Origin of the sequence: Prodigiosinella confusarubida (genome assembly GCF_002847015.1) — a bacterium.
GTDB lineage: Bacteria > Pseudomonadota > Gammaproteobacteria > Enterobacterales > Enterobacteriaceae > Prodigiosinella > Prodigiosinella aquatilis.
In genome coordinates, this window is the sequence record NZ_CP025085.1 from 1609281 (window position 1) to 1633534 (window position 24254).

Genomic DNA, 24254 nt, shown 5'->3' on the forward strand with positions numbered 1-24254 from the left:
ATACTACGCTTAGCGACTATTCAGTGATAAACAGTGGATTAATGGAAAATCCGCGCCAGCAGAAAATCCACAATTTCACTGGTTTTAAGCATCTGTTTCTCGCCGTTACGGCGATTCTTGTATTCAACCTCTTCGTTATCAAGGTTACGGTCACCGATAACGATGGTATGTGGGATCCCGATCAGCTCCATATCGGCAAACATCACCCCAGGACGTTCTTTACGGTCATCCAACAAAACATCAACTCCTTTAGCCCGTAACTGCTGATAAATACTTTCCGTCATTTCCTGCACACGGAAGGATTTATGCATATTCATTGGCAGGATAGCCACATGGAACGGCGCAATCGCTTCTGGCCAGATAATACCGCGGTCATCATGATTTTGCTCAATAGCAGCGGCGATAACGCGGCTAACGCCAATACCGTAGCACCCCATTGTCAGGATCTGATTACGTCCATCTTCACCTTGCACTGTGGCTTTCAGCGCTTCGGCGTATTTTGTACCAAGTTGGAATATATGGCCTACTTCAATACCGCGTTTGATCAACAGCGTGCCTTTACCATCCGGGCTTCTGTCTCCTTCAACGACATTGCGGATATCGGCAACTTGTGGCAATGCCATATCGCGTTCCCAGTTGATACCAAAATAGTGCTTACCATCGATATTGGCACCAGCGCTAAAGTCACTCATCGCCGCCACCGTGCGGTCAATAATCACCGGAACCGGTAAGTTAACCGGGCCTAGAGAACCTGGACCAGCGCCTATGGTGGCACGGATCTCTTCTTCAGTGGCGAATGTCAACGGGTTGGCAATCGGCTCAAATTTTTCGGCTTTCACTTCATTGAGTTCGTGATCGCCACGAACTAGCAGTGCCACCAGCTTATGTCCACTTTCTTCGGTAGCTTTGACTAGCAGAGTTTTGACCGTTTTTTCTATTGGTACATTGAATTGTTCAACCAGTTCCGCGATGGTTTTCGTGTTCGGTGTATCGATCAGTCGCAGTTCTTCCGTTGCTGCTGCGAGTGTTGCCATGGGGGCAACTGCTTCTGCCAGTTCAATGTTAGCGGCATATGCGGACTCCGTGGAAAAGACGATATCGTCTTCTCCACTGCCAGCCAGAACCTGGAATTCGTGGGATGCGTTGCCTCCAATAGAGCCGGTATCAGCCTGTACTGCACGGAAATCCAGATCCATACGGCTGAAAATCTTACTATATGCGGCATACATGGCATCGTAAGTCACCTGTAACGATTCCTGTGATGTATGAAAGGAATAGGCATCTTTCATCAAAAATTCACGAGCGCGCATTACACCAAAACGTGGGCGGACTTCATCACGGAATTTAGTCTGAATTTGGTAAAAATTCAGTGGCAACTGTTTGTACGAGCTGATTTCATTGCGGATCAGATCGGTAATCACTTCTTCATGTGTTGGGCCCAGGACAAACGGGCGATCTCCGCGATCGACAAAACGAAGTAATTCTGGGCCGTATTGTTCCCAACGGCCACTTTCCTGCCATAAATCTGCAGGTTGGACGACAGGCATGGATATCTCGATAGCACCGGCGTTATCCATTTCTTCTCGCACAATGTTTTCGACTTTTTTCAGAACCCGTAATCCGGTCGGCAACCACGTGTAAAGCCCTGAGGCCAGTTTACGAATCATCCCGGCACGCAGCATTAGCTGATGGCTGATGACTTCTGCATCGGCGGGAGTCTCCTTCAATGTGGAGAGCAAATATTGACTTGTACGCATGATGTTTTAGTTCCGTCAGAACGATAGATATCATTGGCTGCAATTCAGCCGAAGACATAAAAAGTGGCCTAGTTTACCAGTGTGAACGGTTACTCAAAAGAGAAGACCGGGGTTTTTAGCTCGGGTCCAGGCATATTACTTCTGTTTGCTCGTCAGTTATCCGCCATCGGACGTTAAATTCTAACAGTAATGCGGCATATTCTCTCGAGTCTGCCACATTTTTGCGATAAGCGGGACGAGGATCCTGTGCCAGCACTTGAGTTATAAAACGGCGTAAATAGGGATATTTGTGCTGACAGGCCGCAAGTTGTTGTTCTGCTAAAGGCGTAAAAGTTACTGACATGTCTGTCGCTGGTGCCAATTGGGCAAAGCCTGCTTTTGCCTGTGGTTTACTTTCTGCAAAGGGAATATAAGGCTTGATGTCAATAACGGGCGTTCCATCAATCAGATCAAGGCTGCCTAACTCAAGGGCAACAACATCTTTTTCAATACGAATGGATTTTAATTTAACCAGTGACATACCAATAGGATTGGGGCGGAATGTTGACCGAGAGGAGAATACACCAACACGAGTATTCCCGCCGAGCCGTGGGGGGCGCACTGTAGGATGCCAACCGGCATTCAATGTTTGGTGAAAAATAAAGAGCAACCATATATAGCTAAAGTCACCAAGTCCACGCACTGTTTCCGGGTGGTTGTAAGGCGGAGTAAGGTACAACTCGCCACCACCATCTTCAATAAGACCGGGTTGTCGTGGAACGGCGAATTTCTCTTTATAAGGTGAGCGGATCACACCGATCTGATTGAAGATGAATTGGCTCATTATTCAGAAACTTTCAGTGCTGTACCTTGGCAAATTGCCTGACGATAACAACCTGCAATACTGCTGACGATCTGACAGTCATGCAACAAAACCGCGTTTGCCTTCATAGCCGCAGCACGACTTTGCATTCTTTTCTGTGCACTGGCTATGTTGGGTGGTGTGTCCCGAGCGCTTACCTGACAAGATGATCCTGAAACTTCCCCCATATCACGGAATGGTTTACCGACTAGCTCTTCGGCATTTTTATACAGAACAGCGTGTACTGGGCGGTAAACCGGTTTGGCTTTGGGAGAGTGTTCAGTGGCTGTATGAACTGGCTGTTTGGGCGCTGGGTGCGTCGATTTATTTAGCAGAGAACATCCGGTCAGCGAAAAGGCTAACATCAGAAAGAGTATAGAACGCATAGGTTTCCCTCTGGTTTTTTAGGTGAGGCTATTGAAGCAAGCTATTAAATAAATAACAAGACGGGCTAAAGCCCGTCTTGTTATTTATTTACATGACGTAAGTGTGAGTTTACCAGCCTTTAACTGCACCACCGTTAAAGATTTTATTTGCTGCCTGGTTCACTTCTTCAGATTGATAAGCTTGCACGAATTTTTTTACATTTTCGGCATCTTTGTTATCTTCACGAGCGACGAGTAGATTGACATATGGAGAGTCTTTGTCTTCCACGAACAAACCATCTTTGGCAGGTGTCAGGTTAATCTGGCTAGCATAGGTAGTATTAATCACTGCTAGCGCAATTTGGTTGTCATCCAGTGATCGCGGCAATTGTGGCGCTTCCAGTTCAACCAACTTCAGATTTTTCGGGTTTTCTGTCACATCTAGTGCTGTTGGCATCAGTCCGACGTTATCTTTCAGTTTAATTAACCCCACTTTTTGCAGCAGTAATAGTGAGCGTCCTAGATTGGTTGGATCATTTGGCAGCGCAATTTGTGCACCGTTTTGCAGTTCGTCCAGAGATTTGATCTTTTTAGAGTAACCGGCAATGGGATAGACAAAGGTGTTACCAACCGGAACCAGTTTATAACCACGATCCTTGATTTGCTGATCGAGGTAAGGTTTATGCTGGAATGCATTGAGATCAATATCTCCTTTGCTTAGCGCCTCGTTAGGTAAAACGTAGTCGTTGAAGGTAACCAGCTCAACGTCCAGCCCATATTTATCTTTAGCAACTTTTTGTGCAACTTCAGCGACTTGTTGCTCGGCACCAACGATAACGCCCACTTTTATGTGGTTGGGATCTTTTTGTTTCTGATCACAACCGGCTAATGCCAATACACCAATCAAGGCACCAACAGTAGCGATAGATTTCAATTTAATTGCCATTTCCTTACCTCAGCTTCAGAGTCTTTCCATCACGCACTTGATGAGTGCATGGCTATTGAACAATTACTTGTGTGTGACTGCCCGTACTGCCTTATCACCACAGAATTGAATTAGATAAACCAAAATAACTAACAATACTAATACGATATTCATTATTGTGGCGTTATACCCGACATAGCCGTACTGGTAACCAATCTGACCTAATCCGCCAGCACCGACCGCGCCTCCCATAGCAGAATAGCCCACCAGCGTTATCAATGTGATGGTGGCAGCATTGATCAACCCTGGTAGCGCTTCGGGTAACAATATTTTTTTGATTATTTGCATCGGTGTGGCTCCCATCGCCCGGGCCGCCTCAATTAAACCGGTCGGAATTTCCAACAGCGCATTTTCTACCATGCGGGCAATAAACGGCGCTGCACCGACAGTTAATGGAACCATTGCCGCTTGTAGCCCGATAGCTGTACCGACAATTATACGGGTAAATGGAATCATCCAAACGAGTAAAATGATGAATGGAATCGAGCGGAAAATATTTACCAGCGCGGAGATGCTACGGTAGATTTTAGGGTTGGCGATAATTTGCCCTGGACGGGTGATATAAAGAAGAACACCAACAGGTAATCCAAGTACAAAGCCAAAAAAACCGGAAACAAGCGTCATGATTACGGTTTCCCAGACACCGCGGGCAAGTAACCAGATCATTGCTTCAGACATAACCCAATACCTCGATATTTACATGGTGATCTTTCAGGAACTGAATTGCGGCAGTAGTATCTGCTACTTCGCCGTGCATTTCTGCCAGCATGATGCCGAATTTCACGCCACCGGCGTAGTCCATCTGAGCACTGATAATGTTGTTGTTGATATTAAAGCGTCGGGCTATTTCAGACAGCAAAGGTGCATCAACCGATTGGCCGGTAAACTCCATACGCAACAATGGTAAACTTCCCAGCTTGGGTGTTGGCATCATCCGTTCCAGATAGTCATCAGGAATATCCAGATGTAGCGTTGACTGAATAAACGTTTGTGCCAAGGGTGTCTTGGGATGAGAGAAAACCTCACTTACCGTGTCCTGCTCAATCAGACGACCATCACTAATAATGGCGACCTGGTCACAAATGCGTTTCACGACATCCATTTCATGGGTGATCAGTAAAATTGTTAATCCCAGACGACGGTTAATGTCTTTCAGCAGTTCAAGAATAGAGCGTGTGGTTGCCGGATCCAGTGCGCTGGTGGCTTCATCGCATAACAGCACTTTAGGCGCGCTAGCCAGCGCCCTGGCAATGGCTACTCGCTGTTTTTGTCCGCCAGAAAGATTTGTTGGATAGACATCGTGTTTATCCGACAGACCGACCAACTCCAGTAAATTATGTATGCGCTGTTTGATTTCTGCTTTAGGCATATTATCCAGTTCAAGTGGTAATGCCACATTGCCAAAAACAGTTCGTGAGGAAAGCAGATTGAAGTGTTGGAAAATCATGCCAATCTGGCGACGAGCTCGCGTTAGCTGGCTTTCTGACAATTGAGTCAGATCCTGCCCATCAACCAATACCTTTCCCTGAGTCGGACGCTCCAGCAAATTTACACAGCGAATCAATGTGCTTTTACCCGCTCCGGAAGCACCAATTACACCATATATTTGCCCAGCAGGAACGCGAAGACTCACGTCGTCGAGTGCGGTAATCGTTCGTCCGTTCTGCGGGAACGTCTTGGTAATATTAGAAATTTCTATCATAAATTTTATCGATAATAACGGTGGCCGGATAAATATCATTATATACAGGCCAGAATGTGGACGGGATGTTAAGGCGTCTAGACGTCTAAGTCAATGGAGATTGTCATGGCCGTCATTCTCTCTGAAGATGAAAACATGCGATACTACGCGGTAATTTACGTTATCAGGAGCAAATTTAAGTGGCACAAAGCGTTCCAGCAATCTTTCTTGACCGTGACGGTACCATAAATGTTGATCATGGGTATGTGCATGAAATCGACCAATTCCAGTTTATTGATGGTGTCATTGATGCCATGTCTGAATTAAAGCGGATGGGGTTTGCTTTGGTTCTGGTGACGAATCAATCTGGTATTGCACGAGGTAAATTCACTGAAGATCAGTTTATGCGGTTGACCGAGTGGATGGATTGGTCTTTGGTTGATCGTGGTGTTGATTTGGATGGCATCTATTTTTGTCCTCATCATCCTGATGTTGGCAGTGATGAGTATCGCCAGCAATGTGATTGTCGTAAACCTAAGCCAGGAATGTTGGAAGCGGCACAGCATCATTTAGATATCGATATGGCGGCTTCCTATATGGTGGGGGATAAAGCAGAAGATATGCAGGCGGCAATTTCTGCGGGTGTAGGCACCAAAGTTTTAGTTCGCACCGGAAAACCGATTACGGAAGAGAGTGAAAAACTGGCTGACTGGATAATTGATAGTCTTGCCGACCTGCCAAACGCGATAAAACAGCGCAGTAAATAAACGATGGGGTGAAAAAAAACGCACTTGTGATTTTTTTTGCAATTACCCCTTGTCAGGCCAGGAGAAGTGCCTATAATGCGCCTCCACTGACCCGGCGCTGGTGAACAACACAACGCAGAGTCAGGCCGGGAAAAACGAATTATTCGTTGACTCTGCAAGAGGATGGCGTAGTATACGCGACCTCACGTCGGCGGCAGCGCCGCGACGAACGCTCTTTAACAATATAATCAGACAATCTGTGTGGGCACTCACAGGACCCTATCGTAATCAATACGAAAAGACTTGAAGAGTGACTGACAGTAAATTCATTACGAATAAACAGTTATAAATTCTTTGAGCATCGCTTCTTCGGAAGCACATCAAACAAATCTTAAATTGAAGAGTTTGATCATGGCTCAGATTGAACGCTGGCGGCAGGCCTAACACATGCAAGTCGAGCGGCAGCGGGGGGAAGCTTGCTTCCCCGCCGGCGAGCGGCGGACGGGTGAGTAATGTCTGGGGATCTGCCTGATGGAGGGGGATAACTACTGGAAACGGTAGCTAATACCGCATGACGTCGCAAGACCAAAGTGGGGGACCTTAGGGCCTCACGCCATTGGATGAACCCAGATGGGATTAGCTGGTAGGTGAGGTAATGGCTCACCTAGGCGACGATCTCTAGCTGGTCTGAGAGGATGACCAGCCACACTGGAACTGAGACACGGTCCAGACTCCTACGGGAGGCAGCAGTGGGGAATATTGCACAATGGGGGAAACCCTGATGCAGCCATGCCGCGTGTATGAAGAAGGCCTTCGGGTTGTAAAGTACTTTCAGCGGGGAGGAAGGGGAGCACTTTAACAGAGTGTTTCATTGACGTTACCCGCAGAAGAAGCACCGGCTAACTCCGTGCCAGCAGCCGCGGTAATACGGAGGGTGCAAGCGTTAATCGGAATGACTGGGCGTAAAGCGCACGCAGGCGGTCTGTTAAGTTGGATGTGAAATCCCCGGGCTTAACCTGGGAACTGCATTCAAAACTGACAGACTAGAGTCTCGTAGAGGGGGGTAGAATTCCAGGTGTAGCGGTGAAATGCGTAGAGATCTGGAGGAATACCGGTGGCGAAGGCGGCCCCCTGGACGAAGACTGACGCTCAGGTGCGAAAGCGTGGGGAGCAAACAGGATTAGATACCCTGGTAGTCCACGCTGTAAACGATGTCGACTTGAAGGTTGTGGCCTTGAGCCGTGGCTTTCGGAGCTAACGCGTTAAGTCGACCGCCTGGGGAGTACGGCCGCAAGGTTAAAACTCAAATGAATTGACGGGGGCCCGCACAAGCGGTGGAGCATGTGGTTTAATTCGATGCAACGCGAAGAACCTTACCTACTCTTGACATCCTCAGAAGAGACTGGAGACAGTTTTGTGCCTTCGGGAACTGAGAGACAGGTGCTGCATGGCTGTCGTCAGCTCGTGTTGTGAAATGTTGGGTTAAGTCCCGCAACGAGCGCAACCCTTATCCTTTGTTGCCAGCGCGTAATGGCGGGAACTCAAGGGAGACTGCCGGTGATAAACCGGAGGAAGGTGGGGATGACGTCAAGTCATCATGGCCCTTACGAGTAGGGCTACACACGTGCTACAATGGCGCATACAAAGAGAAGCGAACTCGCGAGGGCAAGCGGACCTCATAAAGTGCGTCGTAGTCCGGATTGGAGTCTGCAACTCGACTCCATGAAGTCGGAATCGCTAGTAATCGTAGATCAGAATGCTACGGTGAATACGTTCCCGGGCCTTGTACACACCGCCCGTCACACCATGGGAGTGGGTTGCAAAAGAAGTAGGTAGCTTAACCTTCGGGAGGGCGCTTACCACTTTGTGATTCATGACTGGGGTGAAGTCGTAACAAGGTAACCGTAGGGGAACCTGCGGTTGGATCACCTCCTTACCAAAGATAGCCGTTGTGTGAAGTGCTCACACAGATTGTCTGATGAAAACAGAGCGCGCGTCAGCGAAGCCGACATGATGTGTCCCCTTCGTCTAGAGGCCTAGGACACCGCCCTTTCACGGCGGTAACAGGGGTTCGAATCCCCTAGGGGACGCCAAAAATGACAGTGGGTGAAAGGCACGGTCGACGATAACCTAAAGCTGATTAGCGATAGTCAGGTTTATGTTATTTGCTCTTTAACAATCTGGAACAAGCTGAAAATTGAAACGATACAGCGAAACCTGCCTTGATGGCGGGAGTTGGCTGTATCAGAGTCTCTCAAATAATCGCATCCCGGATATTCCGAATCGATGAATGAGCGAGCCCGATGAAGACAAGGCGTACCGCACGGAGGAAGCGCAGTGGACGTGATGTCCATGAGCATACCGAGTACGGCACAACGCAGTATTCATGAGGCGCAGCCATTCAGAAAAGAAGAAACACCTTCGGGTTGTGAGGTTAAGCGACTAAGCGTACACGGTGGATGCCTAGGCAGTCAGAGGCGATGAAGGGCGTGCTAATCTGCGAAAAGCGTCGGCAAGGTGATATGAACCGTTATACCCGACGATACCCGAATGGGGAAACCCAGTGTGTTTCGACACACTATCATGTCATGAATCCATAGTGACATGAGGCGAACCGGGGGAACTGAAACATCTCAGTACCCCGAGGAAAAGAAATCAACCGAGATTCCCCCAGTAGCGGCGAGCGAACGGGGAAGAGCCCAGAACCAGAATCAGTTTGTGCATCAGTGGAAGCGTCTGGAAAGTCGCACGGTACAGGGTGATAGTCCCGTACACAAAGATGCGCTTGCTGTGAGTTCGACGAGTAGGGCGGGACACGAGATATCCTGTCTGAAGATGGGGGGACCATCCTCCAAGGCTAAATACTCCTGACTGACCGATAGTGAACCAGTACCGTGAGGGAAAGGCGAAAAGAACCCCGGCGAGGGGAGTGAAACAGAACCTGAAACCGTGTACGTACAAGCAGTGGGAGCCCCACCACCAAAGCATTCTCTGGTGATGAAGGCACCGCAACAGCAGCATCGCGGTGGCGGCGCGTCTTTTGCGACGCCCAACACACAAGACAAGCGGTGAGTGCTTTGGGGTGGGGTGACTGCGTACCTTTTGTATAATGGGTCAGCGACTTATATTTTGTAGCAAGGTTAACCGAATAGGGGAGCCGCAGGGAAACCGAGTCTTAACTGGGCGTCAAGTTGCAAGGTATAGACCCGAAACCCGGTGATCTAGCCATGGGCAGGTTGAAGGTTGGGTAACACTAACTGGAGGACCGAACCGACTAATGTTGAAAAATTAGCGGATGACTTGTGGCTGGGGGTGAAAGGCCAATCAAACCGGGAGATAGCTGGTTCTCCCCGAAAGCTATTTAGGTAGCGCCTCGTGAAGTCATCTTCGGGGGTAGAGCACTGTTTCGACTAGGGGGCCATCCCGGCTTACCAACTCGATGCAAACTACGAATACCGAAGAATGTTATCACGGGAGACACACGGCGGGTGCTAACGTCCGTCGTGAAGAGGGAAACAACCCAGACCGCCAGCTAAGGTCCCAAAGTCATGGTTAAGTGGGAAACGATGTGGGAAGGCCCAGACAGCCAGGATGTTGGCTTAGAAGCAGCCATCATTTAAAGAAAGCGTAATAGCTCACTGGTCGAGTCGGCCTGCGCGGAAGATGTAACGGGGCTAAACCATGCACCGAAGCTGCGGCAGCGACGCTTAGGCGTTGTTGGGTAGGGGAGCGTTCTGTAAGCCGTTGAAGGTGGTCTGTGAGGATTGCTGGAGGTATCAGAAGTGCGAATGCTGACATAAGTAACGATAATGCGGGTGAAAAACCCGCACGCCGGAAGACCAAGGGTTCCTGTCCAACGTTAATCGGGGCAGGGTGAGTCGACCCCTAAGGCGAGGCCGAAAGGCGTAGTCGATGGGAAACAGGTTAATATTCCTGTACTGGGTGTTACTGCGAAGGGGGGACGGAGAAGGCTATGTTGGCCGGGCGACGGTTGTCCCGGTTTAAGCGTGTAGGTGGGTGCTCCAGGCAAATCCGGAGCGCTATTAACGCCGAGGCGTGATGACGAGGCACTACGGTGTCGAAGTGACAAATGCCACGCTTCCAGGAAAAGCCCCTAAGCATCAGGTAACATCGAATCGTACCCCAAACCGACACAGGTGGTCAGGTAGAGAATACTCAGGCGCTTGAGAGAACTCGGGTGAAGGAACTAGGCAAAATGGTGCCGTAACTTCGGGAGAAGGCACGCTGTGCGAGGTGAAGTCCCTGGCGGACGGAGCGTTGCGCAGTCGCAGATACCAGCTGGCTGCAACTGTTTACTAAAAACACAGCACTGTGCAAACACGAAAGTGGACGTATACGGTGTGACGCCTGCCCGGTGCCGGAAGGTTAATTGATGGGGTAAGCCGCAAGGCGAAGCTCTTGATCGAAGCCCCGGTAAACGGCGGCCGTAACTATAACGGTCCTAAGGTAGCGAAATTCCTTGTCGGGTAAGTTCCGACCTGCACGAATGGCGTAATGATGGCCAGGCTGTCTCCACCCGAGACTCAGTGAAATTGAACTCGCTGTGAAGATGCAGTGTACCCGCGGCAAGACGGAAAGACCCCGTGAACCTTTACTATAGCTTGACACTGAACCTTGAGCCTTGATGTGTAGGATAGGTGGGAGGCTTTGAAGCGTGGACGCCAGTCTGCGTGGAGCCAACCTTGAAATACCACCCTTTGATGTTTGATGTTCTAACGTGGGCCCGTGAACCGGGTTGCGGACAGTGTCTGGTGGGTAGTTTGACTGGGGCGGTCTCCTCCCAAAGAGTAACGGAGGAGTACGAAGGTTAGCTAATCCTGGTCGGACATCAGGAGGTTAGTGCAAAGGCATAAGCTAGCTTGACTGCGAGAGTGACGGCTCGAGCAGGTGCGAAAGCAGGTCTTAGTGATCCGGTGGTTCTGAATGGAAGGGCCATCGCTCAACGGATAAAAGGTACTCCGGGGATAACAGGCTGATACCGCCCAAGAGTTCATATCGACGGCGGTGTTTGGCACCTCGATGTCGGCTCATCACATCCTGGGGCTGAAGTAGGTCCCAAGGGTATGGCTGTTCGCCATTTAAAGTGGTACGCGAGCTGGGTTTAGAACGTCGTGAGACAGTTCGGTCCCTATCTGCCGTGGGCGTTGGAAGATTGAGGGGGGTTGCTCCTAGTACGAGAGGACCGGAGTGAACGCACCACTGGTGTACGGGTTGTGATGCCAATTGCATTGCCCGGTAGCTACGTGCGGAAGAGATAACCGCTGAAAGCATCTAAGCGGGAAACTTGCCCCGAGATGAGTCTTCCCTGGGCCTTAGAGGCCCCTGAAGGGACGTTTAAGACGAAGACGTTGATAGGCTGGGTGTGTAAGCGCAGCGATGCGTTGAGCTGACCAGTACTAATGACCCGAGAGGCTTAACCTTACAACACCGAAGGTGTTTTGGACGAGAGACGCAAAGATATTTTCAGCGATGTTCCGAGATTGGTTCTGATGGTTGCGCGGAAGTGTGACGGTCGGGATGAAACAGAATTTGCCTGGCGGCGATAGCGCGGTGGTCCCACCTGACCCCATGCCGAACTCAGCAGTGAAACGCCGTAGCGCCGATGGTAGTGTGGGGTCTCCCCATGTGAGAGTAGGGAACTGCCAGGCATTCAACAAGACGAAGCCCTCTGTGAAAGCAGAGGGCTTTTTCACGTCGGTAGTGTTGATGCAGCCGGCATGCGCGGTGGGATAACTGCCCAGCATGCTGCATGCTGTCGCCGGGTCAGTATCAAATAACGGCAAACCTTCAGTGGATATTGTGGGTTTTTGCTTTCAAATTTAGTACCTAGTCTACAGACGGCAAACAGTCAGAGATAAAAAATTAAAACCATTAACGTAATTTGGGATTTTTTCTCATGATTTTTAATATTTGCGAGACTTATAAATTAGATGCTATCTGGATTTATCCAAAATATTAAAGTGACACGGCAAAAATACGGGGAAGTTTGATTTCGTTTCTTTGTATATAAATAAACCCCGTAGATACGAGGTTTATTTATGGGCTAAAGGAGACGGCTAATCAGCTTGTCTATACGAACCCGGCGCAATCGCCGAATTAGTTTACGTACTTTAACCGGATATTGTGCAATGCCTTCGAGTTCTTGATAATGACGAACAATAGTCGAGTGAGAGCGAATACATTCCAGTTCCTGCATTCGTTGTTCTGACAGTAATTGGCAGGGATCATGAATAAGGATGGCATTCTCAAGATCAAGATGCCAAGCTCGGGGATTAAGGTTATTACCCGTCAGTAGTTGCCATTCATCATCGACCCACATACCTTTCAAGTGAAAACTGTTGTCCGCGTCTGTCCACAGGCGAACGACCAACTGCGAACTATCAATATATTTCTGCAGGCGGCTGAGGAAACGTCGCAAGTTGATTTCATACAGATATGGCAAGGCACCGATAATTTTAAAGGGTTGGTCTTCTGGAATAAAAAAATCGTTTGCGGTTTTGTCACCGATGATGATTTCTACCTTCTTACCATCACGCAGCAGCCGAATGATGTTTCTGACTAGCAGCGTTGGCAGATTAAAGTAAGGCGTACACATCACCAGATGCTGTTCACAACAGTACATCAAATGATGAATTGTTTTATTTAATGGACTGTTTTTCCCCAATCCTACCAGTGGTGTGACCGTTAGCGTATCGCCAGTATCGTTATAGGCTGGAATCCGATAAAACGCGGTGCGTAATGATTGACGGAATTGGCGGATTTCATTTTTGATTTCAATCGTTTTAGGTCGAGTTTCGTAATCAAGCCGTTGTATTGCCGGTGCCATCAGTAAATCGTTTACATAGTGGCTCATAGTGTCAGCAAGCGCAGGATTACAGATAAGCTGATAGCGGTCATAACGATATTTATCATGACTGTTCAGATAAACGTCGTTCAGACTAGCTCCGCTATAAAGTACGGTGTCGTCAATGATGAAACCTTTAAGATGGAGCACACCTAACGCTTCTCGAGTGTTCACCGGAACGCCATAAACCGGGAAGCTGGCATCAGTATTTTGCTGTGCCATCTCACAGTACCAATCGGCGTTGGTGTTAACTGCTTTGGCACCAATGCGCCCGCGTTGTGCGCGGTGCCAGTCAACCAGCACTCGAATGTCCAGTTCAGGACATTGCCGCTTTGCCTGATAGAGTGCAGAAAGAATTGCTTTACCACCATCATCATGTTCCAGATAGAGCGCCACTAAATAAACACGTTTCTTGGCGGCAAGAATCGTGTTTATGAGCGTGGTGCGAAAAAGTGCTGGACTATGAAGCGTCTGTACATTGTCAGCTGACTGGGGGATTTTAGGCAGTTGTGCAAGGTGTTGTTGGTATTGATTACGCTTTAATTTTGACAACATCACAGTGCGGTTCTTCTCTCATCGTGTTATGACCATGCCTGGTCATGGTGAACATTAACGTATAGTTGAATCGGGCGATAATACCATTACTTTCCGGCTGTTGTGAGCAAGTTTTACCATTGATAGCATATCGTTTGCTATACAAGGGGCTATATCACATTTGATGTGGTGTATTTAACAGCAATTCTAAAGAAACGATCCCTTCTTCCAACTGGACATCGAGAGAAAAACCCAGTTTCTTTGCCAGTGTCAACATGCCCTGATTATGGGGCATGGTAATGCCGGTAAGTTTCTCCAGCCCATGAACATCAGCATAGTGAATTAGCTTTTCCATCAGGTGTCTGCCTAATCCCAGTCCTTTTAAATCAGAACGAACCAAAACCGCAAACTCTGCGTCAGTATTATCGGGATCGGAAATGGCACGGCTAACACCGATAATTTCTGGTCCTGCATCAGTTGGCCGGAGAGCGACAAATGCCATTTCTCGATCGTAGTCAATTTGGGTCATATTGGCTAGGTCTTCATGGCTAAACTCATTGATTTCACTGAAATACCGGTAGTAAAGATCCTCTTTGGTCACTTTGCTGATAAAATTTTTCAGCAGCGGTTCATCTTCAGGCAGAATAGGGCGGAACAGGCAGGTCGTCTCATTTTTTAATGTGACGATTTCCTCTAGTTGCTGCGGATAAGGTCTGATTGATAGTCTTGATTGTGGATCGCCGCTAAAGGGCGAGATGTGTAGTGTCACGTCCAGTAACGTGAATTCGTCCCCTGAGGCCAACAAGGGATGGATATCAAGACGGGAAATTTCCGGACAGTCAAGAATAAGGTTGGATACCTGTACCAGCAGGCGACTCAATGAGGGAATATCTAACGGTTTGAGGGCGCTGTGCCCGCGTATTTTACCATTTTTCAGTGCCTGCATGATCAGGTAGCGGGCCAGTGTCATGTTTAATGGGGGCAATGCCACTGCAGCCTGTGTCTCATTGTGCCATTCCACACCACCTTCACCCAGCATGATCAGAGGGCCGAAAACGGCGTCTTGTACTACCGCGACCCTCAATTCCTGCGCACCGGCACGATTTGCCATTCTCTGCACTAGCAGACCGTATATTCGGGCCTGTGGATAGGTACGCTTAACCCGTTCCAACATTGCATCGGCAGCCTGCTGTACCTCGCGGGCAGTGCCTAAATAGAGCATGACTCCCTGTACTTCTGATTTGTGCGCAATGTCTGGGGATCTCAGCTTGATTGCGACCGGATAACCAATTTTTTCCGCGATGTAGACGGCTTCAGTACTGTCGCCAGCGATCCAGGTAGGCAGTGTATTCAGTCCATAGGATTTCAGTATAGGCTGTACTTCATGCGTATCGAGCTGTGTGGCTCCCTCTTTCAGAGCTTGGCAGATAAGCTTATGGGCTTCACCAGTATTGGCCGTGAGATCTTGTGGCAATACCGGTGTTTCCATCAGTTGTTTCTGGTTCCGCCGGTATTCGACAATATGCATAAATGCTGTCACTGCACCTTCGGGTGTCCGATAAGTAGGAATACCTGCCCTATTGAACAAACGACGTGCTTCCTGCGAGGAGAACTCGCCACACCAGTTGGTTAAAATTGTCATCCGTTTGCCGCGTGGATGCTGCTGGAGCAAATGAATCATTTTTTCTGCGCTTTCGGTACCTGGCGCGGCAGCACTTGGGGCATGAATGATCAGTAAGGCATCATAGTCATCATTATCCAACAGGATCGTCAATGCGGCCAGATAGCGTTCGGCAGTAGCATCATCACGTAGATCAAGCGGATTACCGACAGACACGGAATCAGGCAGCGCTTCTTGCAATGCCTGTTGTGTGGCTTCGTTTATCAGCGCCAGTTTTCCCTGTCGGCTGAGAAGTTGGTCAAGTGCTTGAGCCGCCGGAGAGGCTCCATTACTGATCAGTAGTAAACGCTCACCTCGTAGTGGTCGCAAGTGACTGAGGGTTTCTACTGCGGAAAATAGCTCATGTGTATCCCTGACGCGTAGTAACCCTGCACGTTGAATGGCTGCATCATAGGCAGCATCCAATCCTTGACGGGTACCGTGGAGAAGTTGTTGTGCCTGCTGACTACGCCCACTTTTGATCACCAAAATGGGCTTGTTGCGTGAAGCGCTGCGGGCAGCAGAAAGAAAACGCCGCGCATCGCTGATCTGTTCCAGATGTAGCAAAATAGCGCTGGTTTTGCTGTCACGGGCTAGAAAATCCAGCAAGTCATCTACGTCGATGTCGATGCTGTCACCTAGCGCGATGAAGTAAGAGAAGCCGATACCCCTCTGTTGTGCCCAGTCAAGAATGGTATTGGATACTGCCGCTGATTGCGAAATAAATGCCAGCTTTCCTTTTATTATCGGAACGGGTGAAAAACTGGCGTTAAGTCCCTGCCAGGGGGCCAGTAGCCCGAGACTGTTGGGGCCCAACAGTCGCATATGATACAGGGTGGCGCAGGCCTTGAGTTCACTGAATTGTACCGGAGGTGCCGACAGTATGATGACAGTTTTACAACCGTGTTTTCCCAAATCTTCCAACAAGAGCAGATTACGGTCGGCACGGGTACAAATGACAGCGAGATCCGGTGTCATGGGAAGACTGGCAACATCAGGATAAGCCAGTACGCCACAGACAGCGCGATATTTTGGTGTAACCGGTAACACCGGTCCGCTGAAATTACCATCCAGCAAATTGCGCATCATAAGAAACCCTGCCCGCCCCGGTTTTTCTGATGCGCCAAGAACGGCTATTGATTTGGGACGTAATAGTGCTTCTAACCCGCGCTGGCTCATAAATCGCTCCTGTCAGGATAAAGACCGGGCAGTGTTTCACGATGGCGAGTGATCTGGTGAGTTGTACATTCATTGTGATCACGTACTGCCTAATTAATAGATATTAAACGCTTTCTGTCGGTATTGCTGTGACAACTGGTGGAATTTCCCGTGGGGCATGATTGGCTTTACCGGCCAGATAATGTTTTCTGAAACGATCAAAATGTTCTGCCAACGCACTGGATGCCAGTGTATCGTCAGCTTGCTGCAACAATGCGATCGCGATTTCGGCGGTACAGTGCTGTCCGGCGCTGCTGGCCTCCCGTAGTTGATAGCGTGAGATTGCATCAACGTCCAATGACAATATCGGTAATGGATCCAGATAAGGGCTTTTACGAAACATCTTTCGCGCTTCTGGCCAGGTGGCATCCAATAGGATAAATAACGGTGGTTTACCTTGCGCCGGTAATTGATGAAGCACCTGTCTCCCTGTTTCATTTTTATCAGCCAGAAACACCAGATAAGGCTGATAGTCGGGGTTCTTGATTGCGTTTAGCAGAAGGGGATCCGGATCGGTACGCGACCAGAGAAAAGCCTGGGTATCTGGCAGAATATCGGCAATCAGGCGGCCGGTATTACTGGGTTTCAGCGGTTCGGTATCAAACATGACCAGACAAAAGCGGCTGCGGGATGATTGAGAATGAATGGTATGGCACAAACAGTTGGCTACGGGTAACAGACAGCGCTGACAGCGTATTACCCGACAACCACGCGCGCGGAAAGGGCGCGTGGCTTGCTCAAGACGTTGCTGGCGTAAACGAAGAACGGCATTCTCGGTCATAGTATCCCGCTTAAAAGCGTCATTCTAAACCACTGGCGAATGGACCAAAAGGCCCGGCATACCGAATGCACCGGGTTTACGGGAGAATCAGAGCGATTCACTCAGCCATTTTTCAAAAGGGGCTTTAGGCATAGCGCCATTCACCATGTCCACCAGCTTGCCTTGCTTGAAGAGCATGATTGTAGGAATACTGCGAATACGAAAACGGGCACCGAGTGCTGGCTCGGCTTCGGTATTTATCTTGACGAAGCGAACCTTGCTGCCATTTTCCTGGGCTACGCTTGTAAATACGGGCGCAAAGCTGACACAAGGACCGCACCAAGGAGCCCAGAAATCTACGACTATCGGTAGGTCGTCCTGCAATAATTTATCCAGTGTTTTTTCGGTTGCATTGATCACTTCGCCGCTGAACAACGGCATACCACATCGACCACATTTGGCATGATCGTCAATACGTTCTTCAGGTAGCCGGTTTGTTGTGTGACAAGATGCACATACCGTATTCATAACAAGGCCTCAAATGATAAAGGGCTGATTAAGCGAGCTGTTGATAAAAGTATGCGGTGGAGCAATAGAAGATCAACAACAGGTAACTTGGAGTAGGATAAGTATGGATAGTGGTCGCGGTATGAACAAGGTGGTTTATTCAATGGCTACAATAGTTGTTGGCTTTTATGACAAGCAGGTAGCTAAGCCGGTGTACATAAGGTAATCTTCGCGCCCAGCGCGTAGGTGGAGAAAGACATGAGTGATTCATTCAGTGGGAAAAACGGCAAAGTCCGTGTGATGTACGTCCGTAGCGATGATGGGGACGAAAAAAACAATAAAAACAAACGTCCGACAGACAACCGTCGTAATGATAGCGGATCGCGGGATAAAAATCCGCGTTCGTCGCGTGACAATGGACCGCGTGGTGCAAGTCAGGATAAAGGGCGTGAAAAGTGGCCTAGCGAGAAGAGCAGTGATCGCGAACGTCCGGCGCGTCGTGATGACAATACGGGTTATGATTCACCGTGGAAGACCGTCTCCCGTGCACCAGATGAAACACCGGATCATGGCGGTATTGGTGGTAAAAGCCAGATTGACCATGAGCAGATTCGTCGTCAACGGGCGGAAGAAACCCGCGTATATGGTGAAAATGCTTGTCAGGCGTTATTTAAAAGTCGCCCAGAAGCGATTATCCGGGCCTGGTTCCTGCAGGAAGTCACACCGCGCTTCCGTGATGCGCTGCGTTGGATGGCGGCGAATCGTAAAGCTTATCATGTAGTTGAAGAAGACGAGCTAACTAAAGCATCAGGTACTGAACATCACGGTGGCGTGTGTTTTCTGATCAAGAAACGTAATGGTATGGATGTAAGTGAATACTTGCACAGTGTGAGTGAGACCGATTGCGTACTGGCATTGGAAGATGTAGGTAATCCACATAATCTGGGTGGTATCATACGTAGTTGTGCGCACTTTGGTGTGAACGGTGTACTGGTTCAGGATGCGGCGCAGCTGGAGTCCGGTGCGGCGGTACGTACTGCGGAAGGTGGTGCGGAACATGTGAAAGCCATCAATGCCGATGATTTTATTGATGTGCTGTCTCAGTTTCGTCAAGCTGGCTATACCATTGTAACGACATCTAGCCATAAAGGGACGGCATTATCCCAAACAACGCTGCCGGCCAAAATGGTCATCGTGTTAGGGCAGGAAGGTGATGGTCTTTCTGACAGTGCCTGGCAGCAAGGAGACATGAAAGTCTCTATCGACGGTACCGGAAAAGTGGAAAGCCTGAATATTTCTGTCGCAACGGGTATTCTGCTGGCGGAATGGTGGCGTCAGAACCACCATTAGTTTGCTGGCAAAGCAGATAATAGCCAGGACACTGGAGTTAGCATCATTCACCTACCGCAGTAGATGACGCATGAGGATAGGCTCCCCCGAAGGAATGCCTTTCCTCATGCCAGATACTCGGAGTGCAACCTTGACTGATATCAAAGGAAGATATCGCTGTCAGTGCGCGCCTCCACCAGCTCCGACTCCACTGCTAAAGGGAGGACGGGAAAACCATACCAATACCGTTAGGGTCAGGAATACACCAGCAGCGGCCCAGAAAACTTCATTGGCGGCAATAATCAATCCTTGTCCTGTAATCTGATTGGCAATGTAGGCTGAAACCTGCTCCTTGGTTAATCCCATTGCTTCCAATTGCCGATAGGTTTCCTGTGCGATTGGATTGTAAGCGGTTATTGACTCGGTCAACTGAACGTGATGTAGCGACTCACGTCGTGCCCACAGAGTGGTCGTCACCGAAGTGCCAATGGAACCAGCCAGCGTCCTGCTGAAGTTAAAAAGACTGGAGGCGGACGCCATCCGTTCCGGCGGCAAACCTGACAAGGTAATGGTTGTCAACGGCATAAAAAAGCACGCGACAGCAAACCCCTGGAAGAATTGTGGCCAGGCGGAAGCGCCAAAATCCATGCCGGGCTCAAACGTATAGGCTCGCCAGTAAAAACAGACGGCATACATGATGAAGCTGAAAGTGACCAGCTTGCGCATGTCCAACTGCGACGAGAACCGGCCAATAAGCGGCGCTAGCAACACCGGCATTAGTCCTACTGGTGCGGATGCCAGCCCAGCCCAGGTGGCGGTATAGCCATACACTTCCTGCAATAGTAGCGGTAACAAAACAATTGCACCGAAGTAGAACATGAAGGCCAGACTGGTACATAGACAACCGATGGTAAAGTTACGTGATTTGAACAGTGACAAATCGACCACCGGGTTGTCATCTGTCAGTTCCCACACAATCAGGAACAGCAGCGCTATCACCGCGATTATTGCCAGTATGATAATTTCGGTGGAGTTAAACCAGTCTAGCTCTTTCCCTCTGTCCATCATCATCTGTAGGCTACCAACGCCTAATGCCAGCAGTACCAGTCCAATGGTATCAATAGGGCGGATCTCCGTTTTGGTTTCCCGACCACGTAGTACCTGCAATGTAATCAGTACGACGACAACGCCCAAAGGAACGTTGATGAAAAATATCCAGCCCCAATGGTAGTTATCACTGATCCAGCCGCCAAGGATCGGGCCAAAAATTGGTGCAACCACCACCGTCATAGCCCACAGCGACAGTGCTATACCACGTTTAGCTGGGGGATAATTATTGAGCAGCAGACTCTGGGACAGCGGAATAATAGGGCCGGCGACCAACCCTTGTAATATGCGGGCGAAGATCAGCATCTCCAGGCTGGTAGAAACTCCGCACATCCATGACATTAGTGCGAATAGTCCCGTCGACCAGACAAACAGCCTGACTTCTCCCAGGCGTTTAGCCAGCCAGCCGGTGAGTGGAATAGAAATGGCGTTTGCTACCCCGAATGAGGTAATAACCCACGTTCCTTGTGAATCAGAGGCACCAAGATTACCCGAGATAGTTGGGATGGCTACATTGGCAATTGTGGAGTCCAGTACTTGCATGAAGGTCGCCATGGCTAGCGCGAACGTCATGAAGGCCAGACTTATGCCTTCAAGCGGTTTTTTCTGCACACTCATCTCCTTATGCTTAACTGGCATTGTCCCTGATAATGTCATCGATCAGCTTGTTGACGGGGGCGAGGTTCAACTCCAATGCGTCACTTTGATAGGCTGGTTTACTGCGTCGCGTGTCAGACAACATTTTCCCTTCATCATTGGCCGTGTCCACAGTCACTTGTGTGGATAACCCAATCCGTAAAGGATGCTCGGCGATCTGCTTAGGATCCAGTTCGATACGCACTGGAAGGCGCTGTACCACTTTGATCCAGTTGCCGGTGGCATTTTGAGCCGGTAATAATGAGAAGGCGCTACCTGTTCCCATATCCAGGCCAACAACTTTGCCTTTATAGATAACATCATCACCGTAGATGTCACTGGTGACAGACGCAGGCTGACCAATACGCATATTGGCGAGTTGAGTTTCCTTGAAGTTGGCATCGATCCATAGCTGATCGGCTGGGACGACTGCCATCAGCGAGGAAGTGGTTGAAATGCGGGCACCTACCTGCACATTGCGGCGGGAAACGTAACCGTCGACTGGGCTGACAATGTGTGTACGTTTCAGCGCCAACCAGGCATCACGCAAATCAAGCGCCGCCTGCTGTACCACCGGCTGTTTTTCCAGTGAGGTATCCAGGATCATGGCCTGGTTGGCCGCGTATTGTTGCTTGGCAACTTCCAGTGAGTCTTTGGCGCTGGAAGCAGCATCACGGGCGTGCTGTACATCTTCTCGCCCAATGGCATTTACTTTACCGAGCGCTTCCCGGCGGTTTAAATCGCTGACGGCCTGATCCAGTGCGGTTTGTTTCAATGATATATTGGCCTGGTATTGCCTGCTATTGATAATGAGCTGGTGGGTTTGACGTACATTGGTGGCAAGCACGGCTTGTGCTCGTTCAAAAGCTTGTTGGGCATCCGTGGCATCCAACTCCACCAGTACATCACCTTTCTTCACTAAATCGGTGTTATCAACGTTGACTTGCGTTACGCTGCCGGTAACTTGCGCCATGATTTGGACTTGATTGCCTGCTACATAGGCATCATCAGTTTCTTGGTGATGTCTCAATACCAGATACCAATAAGCAAACCATACACAACCTAGAAAGATAAAGATGATGCTGAGCAGTGTTAAGATCCGTCTACGCTGCCTTTTTTTGTTTTTATGTGTTGATTGTGGAGCTTGATTTTCCACGTTGGTACTCATGATATTCTCCCTTTGATTATCTTTATTTTCCGTGTGTTGGCTAACCTGGTTGGTGATAACTATCTCGGTAACACATTCCGCGATAAGTATGGCGATTGTATCTACCGGTTTTCTTGGCCGGTTTGGCAGTACATCCGTTGCTGATAATCAATCAACCCTGATTGACAACGGAAAGTGAGAGCAATGGGTATGACTCTTCTGGGACATAAGCATACCTACAGACACGATGAGGTCCGCATGATTGAGATGACGATGGCCGTTGCTATGGAGTGATGCCGTGGATTAATGCGTTCCCTGATCCATTTCATCAAGGCGTAGCAATAATTTACGCATCAGGACTTCTAATTGCTTTTGCTCATCGTTTTCGAGTATCGAACAGAGGAAATGCAGGCTTCTGTATTGTGGTGGTAACAGCTCATTCAGAAAGGCTTTCCCTTTTTCCGTCATGAACAGATGCAGGCAGCGTCGGTCGCTATCACTTTCCTTCCGTTCAATCCAGCCACGTTTCTCCAGTTCGTCAGCAATGCGAGTCGCATTGGTTCGTGAAGACCCCAGAGCGGCACTGAGTTCTGACGGCTGAATACTGTAGTTTTCCTGGGCTTCCAGGGTAATCAACGCCATAAATAGCGTTTCGTTAATATCCTGTTCTTTCAGAATCCGATTTCGGTGTTCGAGAATTTTCGCTTGCACATGCATAAACAGCCTGAGGATCAGAACTTCCTGAAAAGGGAAATCCGGCCGACGATCTGCCCGCATGTGTAGCATCTCTTCGATTGGAGCAAATGAACTATCCATTAATGTCAACCTCATTAATCACGGCCAGTATAATAACTAATGTTACTAATTAGGTAAATGATAGAAAGCCATATGATTACGTTTATTCTGTGACAGAAAGTAAGTAAGTTTCTGTGCCGGGTTAGGCGTGGTTTCGATAATTAAAACCGATTATTCAGCGCAGCTTACACCGTATCAAATCATAGTGATAAAAAATTTAAAGGCAATTCCATAACATAACGCACCTGCCAGTGTAGCAACGATAATACTGCGGGTGGTATAGAAGCACAGCGTTAGTATGGTAAACCCGGCTAACGCTGGCAGAAATTTTTCGCTCTGTTTAAGCATATCTGGAACGCTGGAAACCACCAGTAAGGCACAGATGGATGCAATGCCTATACTATCCAGCAGAAGTCCCGTTTTGCCATGTTGAAGGCTACTGGAAACGCGTGAAGCACCTAGCCGTAAAGGCAGATATCGAAAAAGAAAATTCACCGTTCCAACAATCAAACCAATAAAAAAAATTGATGTATTCATGCTTTCTCCTCGGTTTGGATGTTGGATTGAAGCAGTGTCGCCAGGCAACCGGCACTGATGCCGATAAGTATCGCCGCAGGAATTGACGATGCCAGTAGTCCGAGTAATGCTCCACTTAACGCAGCGGCTACCACCAGACTTTGACGGCGTTTGAACGAGGCTAACAGGAAACTCAAAAATAGTGCCGGTAGCATGAAAGTGAGAGCAGCTTCAACGGCTGGATAGGCGACCAACGGGCCATTACCAAAAACAGCGCCTATCACGGTGCCTGCTATCCACGATAACCAGGAGCACATCGCTACCCCTAGCATCCATTGTTCTGACCAGCGCCGATTGTCCCGTGCCAATCGGGTGGTTGCTGCGGCAAAGACTTCATCGGTCAATCCGAATGCCCACAGTGCTGTTTTACCGGTTGGCAACCGTTGCAAAATACGGTGGCGCAGGGCTGGTCCGTATAAAATGTGCCGAACGTCCATCGCCATCACGGTAAAGGCGGCCACCCAGATGGATGCACCGGCGCTGAGCAGGGCGGTTATGACAAACTGGCTGGCGCCAGCGTAGATGATGCTGGACAGAAAGATGGCCTCTAGTGGGGTAAAACCAAGCTTGACAGCATTCATACCAAAGGCAAATGCTACCGGCAGGTAGCCGATAACAATTGGCAGGCTATCGAACAAACCTTCACTGAACGAGGCACTGGCTAGTGTTGCAATATTATCCGGCGTTAAGCGATCGGCATTGTCCATGGATATCACCGCTCATTGTGCTGTATTGTCAGAAAGAA

The 24254-nt window shown here is 49.0% G+C and carries 17 protein-coding genes, 1 tRNA gene and 3 rRNA genes; 6 read left to right on the plus strand and 15 right to left on the minus strand.

Annotated elements, in window-relative coordinates; genetic code table 11:
- Positions 1-38: 38 nt before the first annotated feature.
- From proS to metN, 6 genes are all read right to left on the minus strand, one after another.
- Positions 39-1757: a proline--tRNA ligase gene (gene proS, locus CWC46_RS07375; protein ID WP_021017510.1), complete on the minus strand. Its 1719-nt coding sequence runs from the start codon at positions 1755-1757 to the stop codon at positions 39-41.
- 115 nt (positions 1758-1872) lie between these two features.
- Positions 1873-2580 (minus strand): tRNA (N6-threonylcarbamoyladenosine(37)-N6)-methyltransferase TrmO, encoded by a 708-nt coding sequence (tsaA, locus tag CWC46_RS07380; protein WP_021017509.1) that lies wholly within the window; start codon positions 2578-2580, stop codon positions 1873-1875.
- Positions 2580-2984, minus strand: a complete 405-nt coding sequence (rcsF, locus tag CWC46_RS07385) for an Rcs stress response system protein RcsF (RefSeq protein ID WP_021017508.1) — start codon at positions 2982-2984, stop codon at positions 2580-2582. Before rcsF ends, tsaA begins: the two co-directional genes overlap by 1 nt.
- Before the next feature lie 109 nt (positions 2985-3093).
- The gene (locus CWC46_RS07390) at positions 3094-3909 is read right to left on the minus strand and encodes a MetQ/NlpA family lipoprotein (RefSeq protein WP_021017507.1); all 816 of its coding nucleotides are present in this window, start codon (positions 3907-3909) and stop codon (positions 3094-3096) included.
- Between the two features lie 63 nt (positions 3910-3972).
- Entirely contained in the window at positions 3973-4626 is a 654-nt protein-coding gene (locus CWC46_RS07395; protein ID WP_021017506.1) for a methionine ABC transporter permease MetI, read from the minus strand.
- The gene (gene metN, locus CWC46_RS07400; protein ID WP_021017505.1) at positions 4619-5650 is read right to left on the minus strand and encodes a methionine ABC transporter ATP-binding protein MetN; all 1032 of its coding nucleotides are present in this window, start codon (positions 5648-5650) and stop codon (positions 4619-4621) included. Before metN ends, CWC46_RS07395 begins: the two co-directional genes overlap by 8 nt.
- Positions 5651-5829: 179 nt before the next feature.
- On the opposite strand from metN, the gene gmhB reads away from it, so the two are divergent.
- The 5 genes from gmhB to rrf all read left to right on the plus strand — a co-directional run bounded on the left by gmhB (position 5830) and on the right by rrf (position 12044).
- A complete protein-coding gene (gmhB, locus tag CWC46_RS07405) occupies positions 5830-6396 on the plus strand; it encodes a D-glycero-beta-D-manno-heptose 1,7-bisphosphate 7-phosphatase (RefSeq protein WP_021017504.1) in 567 nt (188 codons plus the stop codon).
- A gap of 372 nt (positions 6397-6768) precedes the next feature.
- Positions 6769-8311, plus strand: a 16S ribosomal RNA gene (locus tag CWC46_RS07410).
- A gap of 81 nt (positions 8312-8392) precedes the next feature.
- A tRNA-Glu gene (locus CWC46_RS07415) sits at positions 8393-8468 on the plus strand.
- A gap of 339 nt (positions 8469-8807) precedes the next feature.
- Positions 8808-11817 (plus strand): 23S ribosomal RNA (locus tag CWC46_RS07420).
- Between the two features lie 111 nt (positions 11818-11928).
- Positions 11929-12044: ribosomal RNA gene (gene rrf / locus CWC46_RS07425) — 5S ribosomal RNA — on the plus strand.
- The 16S, 23S and 5S rRNA genes sit together here with 1 tRNA gene alongside, the layout of an rRNA operon.
- A 395-nt stretch (positions 12045-12439) precedes the next feature.
- Here rrf and pssA read toward each other — a convergent pair.
- The 4 genes from pssA to trxC all read right to left on the minus strand — a co-directional run bounded on the left by pssA (position 12440) and on the right by trxC (position 17940).
- Positions 12440-13792, minus strand: coding sequence for a CDP-diacylglycerol--serine O-phosphatidyltransferase (gene pssA / locus CWC46_RS07430; RefSeq protein WP_416354396.1), 1353 nt, complete (start codon positions 13790-13792; stop codon positions 12440-12442).
- A gap of 157 nt (positions 13793-13949) precedes the next feature.
- Complete coding sequence (locus tag CWC46_RS07435; RefSeq protein ID WP_021017502.1) at positions 13950-16613, minus strand: bifunctional acetate--CoA ligase family protein/GNAT family N-acetyltransferase; 2664 nt, start codon at positions 16611-16613, stop codon at positions 13950-13952.
- A 103-nt stretch (positions 16614-16716) separates the two neighbouring features.
- Positions 16717-17433 carry a tRNA-uridine aminocarboxypropyltransferase gene (locus CWC46_RS07440; protein WP_021017501.1) on the minus strand — a complete coding sequence of 239 codons (717 nt, stop codon included), beginning with the start codon at positions 17431-17433 and terminating at the stop codon, positions 16717-16719.
- Positions 17434-17520: 87 nt separating this feature from the next.
- Complete coding sequence (trxC, locus tag CWC46_RS07445; RefSeq protein ID WP_021017500.1) at positions 17521-17940, minus strand: thioredoxin TrxC; 420 nt, start codon at positions 17938-17940, stop codon at positions 17521-17523.
- A gap of 237 nt (positions 17941-18177) precedes the next feature.
- Between trxC and CWC46_RS07450 the strand changes: the two genes are divergently transcribed.
- On the plus strand, positions 18178-19269 hold the full coding sequence (locus CWC46_RS07450) for a tRNA/rRNA methyltransferase (RefSeq protein ID WP_021017498.1): 1092 nt from the start codon (positions 18178-18180) through the stop codon (positions 19267-19269).
- 159 nt (positions 19270-19428) lie between these two features.
- On the opposite strand, the gene emrB is transcribed toward CWC46_RS07450, so the two are convergent.
- From emrB to CWC46_RS07475, 5 genes are all read right to left on the minus strand, one after another.
- Positions 19429-20967: a multidrug efflux MFS transporter permease subunit EmrB gene (gene emrB, locus CWC46_RS07455; protein WP_021017497.1), complete on the minus strand. Its 1539-nt coding sequence runs from the start codon at positions 20965-20967 to the stop codon at positions 19429-19431.
- A 16-nt stretch (positions 20968-20983) separates the two neighbouring features.
- Positions 20984-22159 (minus strand): multidrug efflux MFS transporter periplasmic adaptor subunit EmrA, encoded by a 1176-nt coding sequence (emrA, locus tag CWC46_RS07460; RefSeq protein ID WP_021017496.1) that lies wholly within the window; start codon positions 22157-22159, stop codon positions 20984-20986.
- A gap of 282 nt (positions 22160-22441) precedes the next feature.
- The gene (gene mprA / locus CWC46_RS07465) at positions 22442-22954 is read right to left on the minus strand and encodes a transcriptional repressor MprA (protein WP_021017495.1); all 513 of its coding nucleotides are present in this window, start codon (positions 22952-22954) and stop codon (positions 22442-22444) included.
- A gap of 174 nt (positions 22955-23128) precedes the next feature.
- Positions 23129-23470, minus strand: a complete 342-nt coding sequence (gene ygaH / locus CWC46_RS07470) for an L-valine transporter subunit YgaH (RefSeq protein WP_021017494.1) — start codon at positions 23468-23470, stop codon at positions 23129-23131.
- Entirely contained in the window at positions 23467-24216 is a 750-nt protein-coding gene (locus tag CWC46_RS07475) for an AzlC family ABC transporter permease (RefSeq protein WP_021017493.1), read from the minus strand. Before CWC46_RS07475 ends, ygaH begins: the two co-directional genes overlap by 4 nt.
- Between the last annotated feature and the right edge of the window lie 38 nt (positions 24217-24254).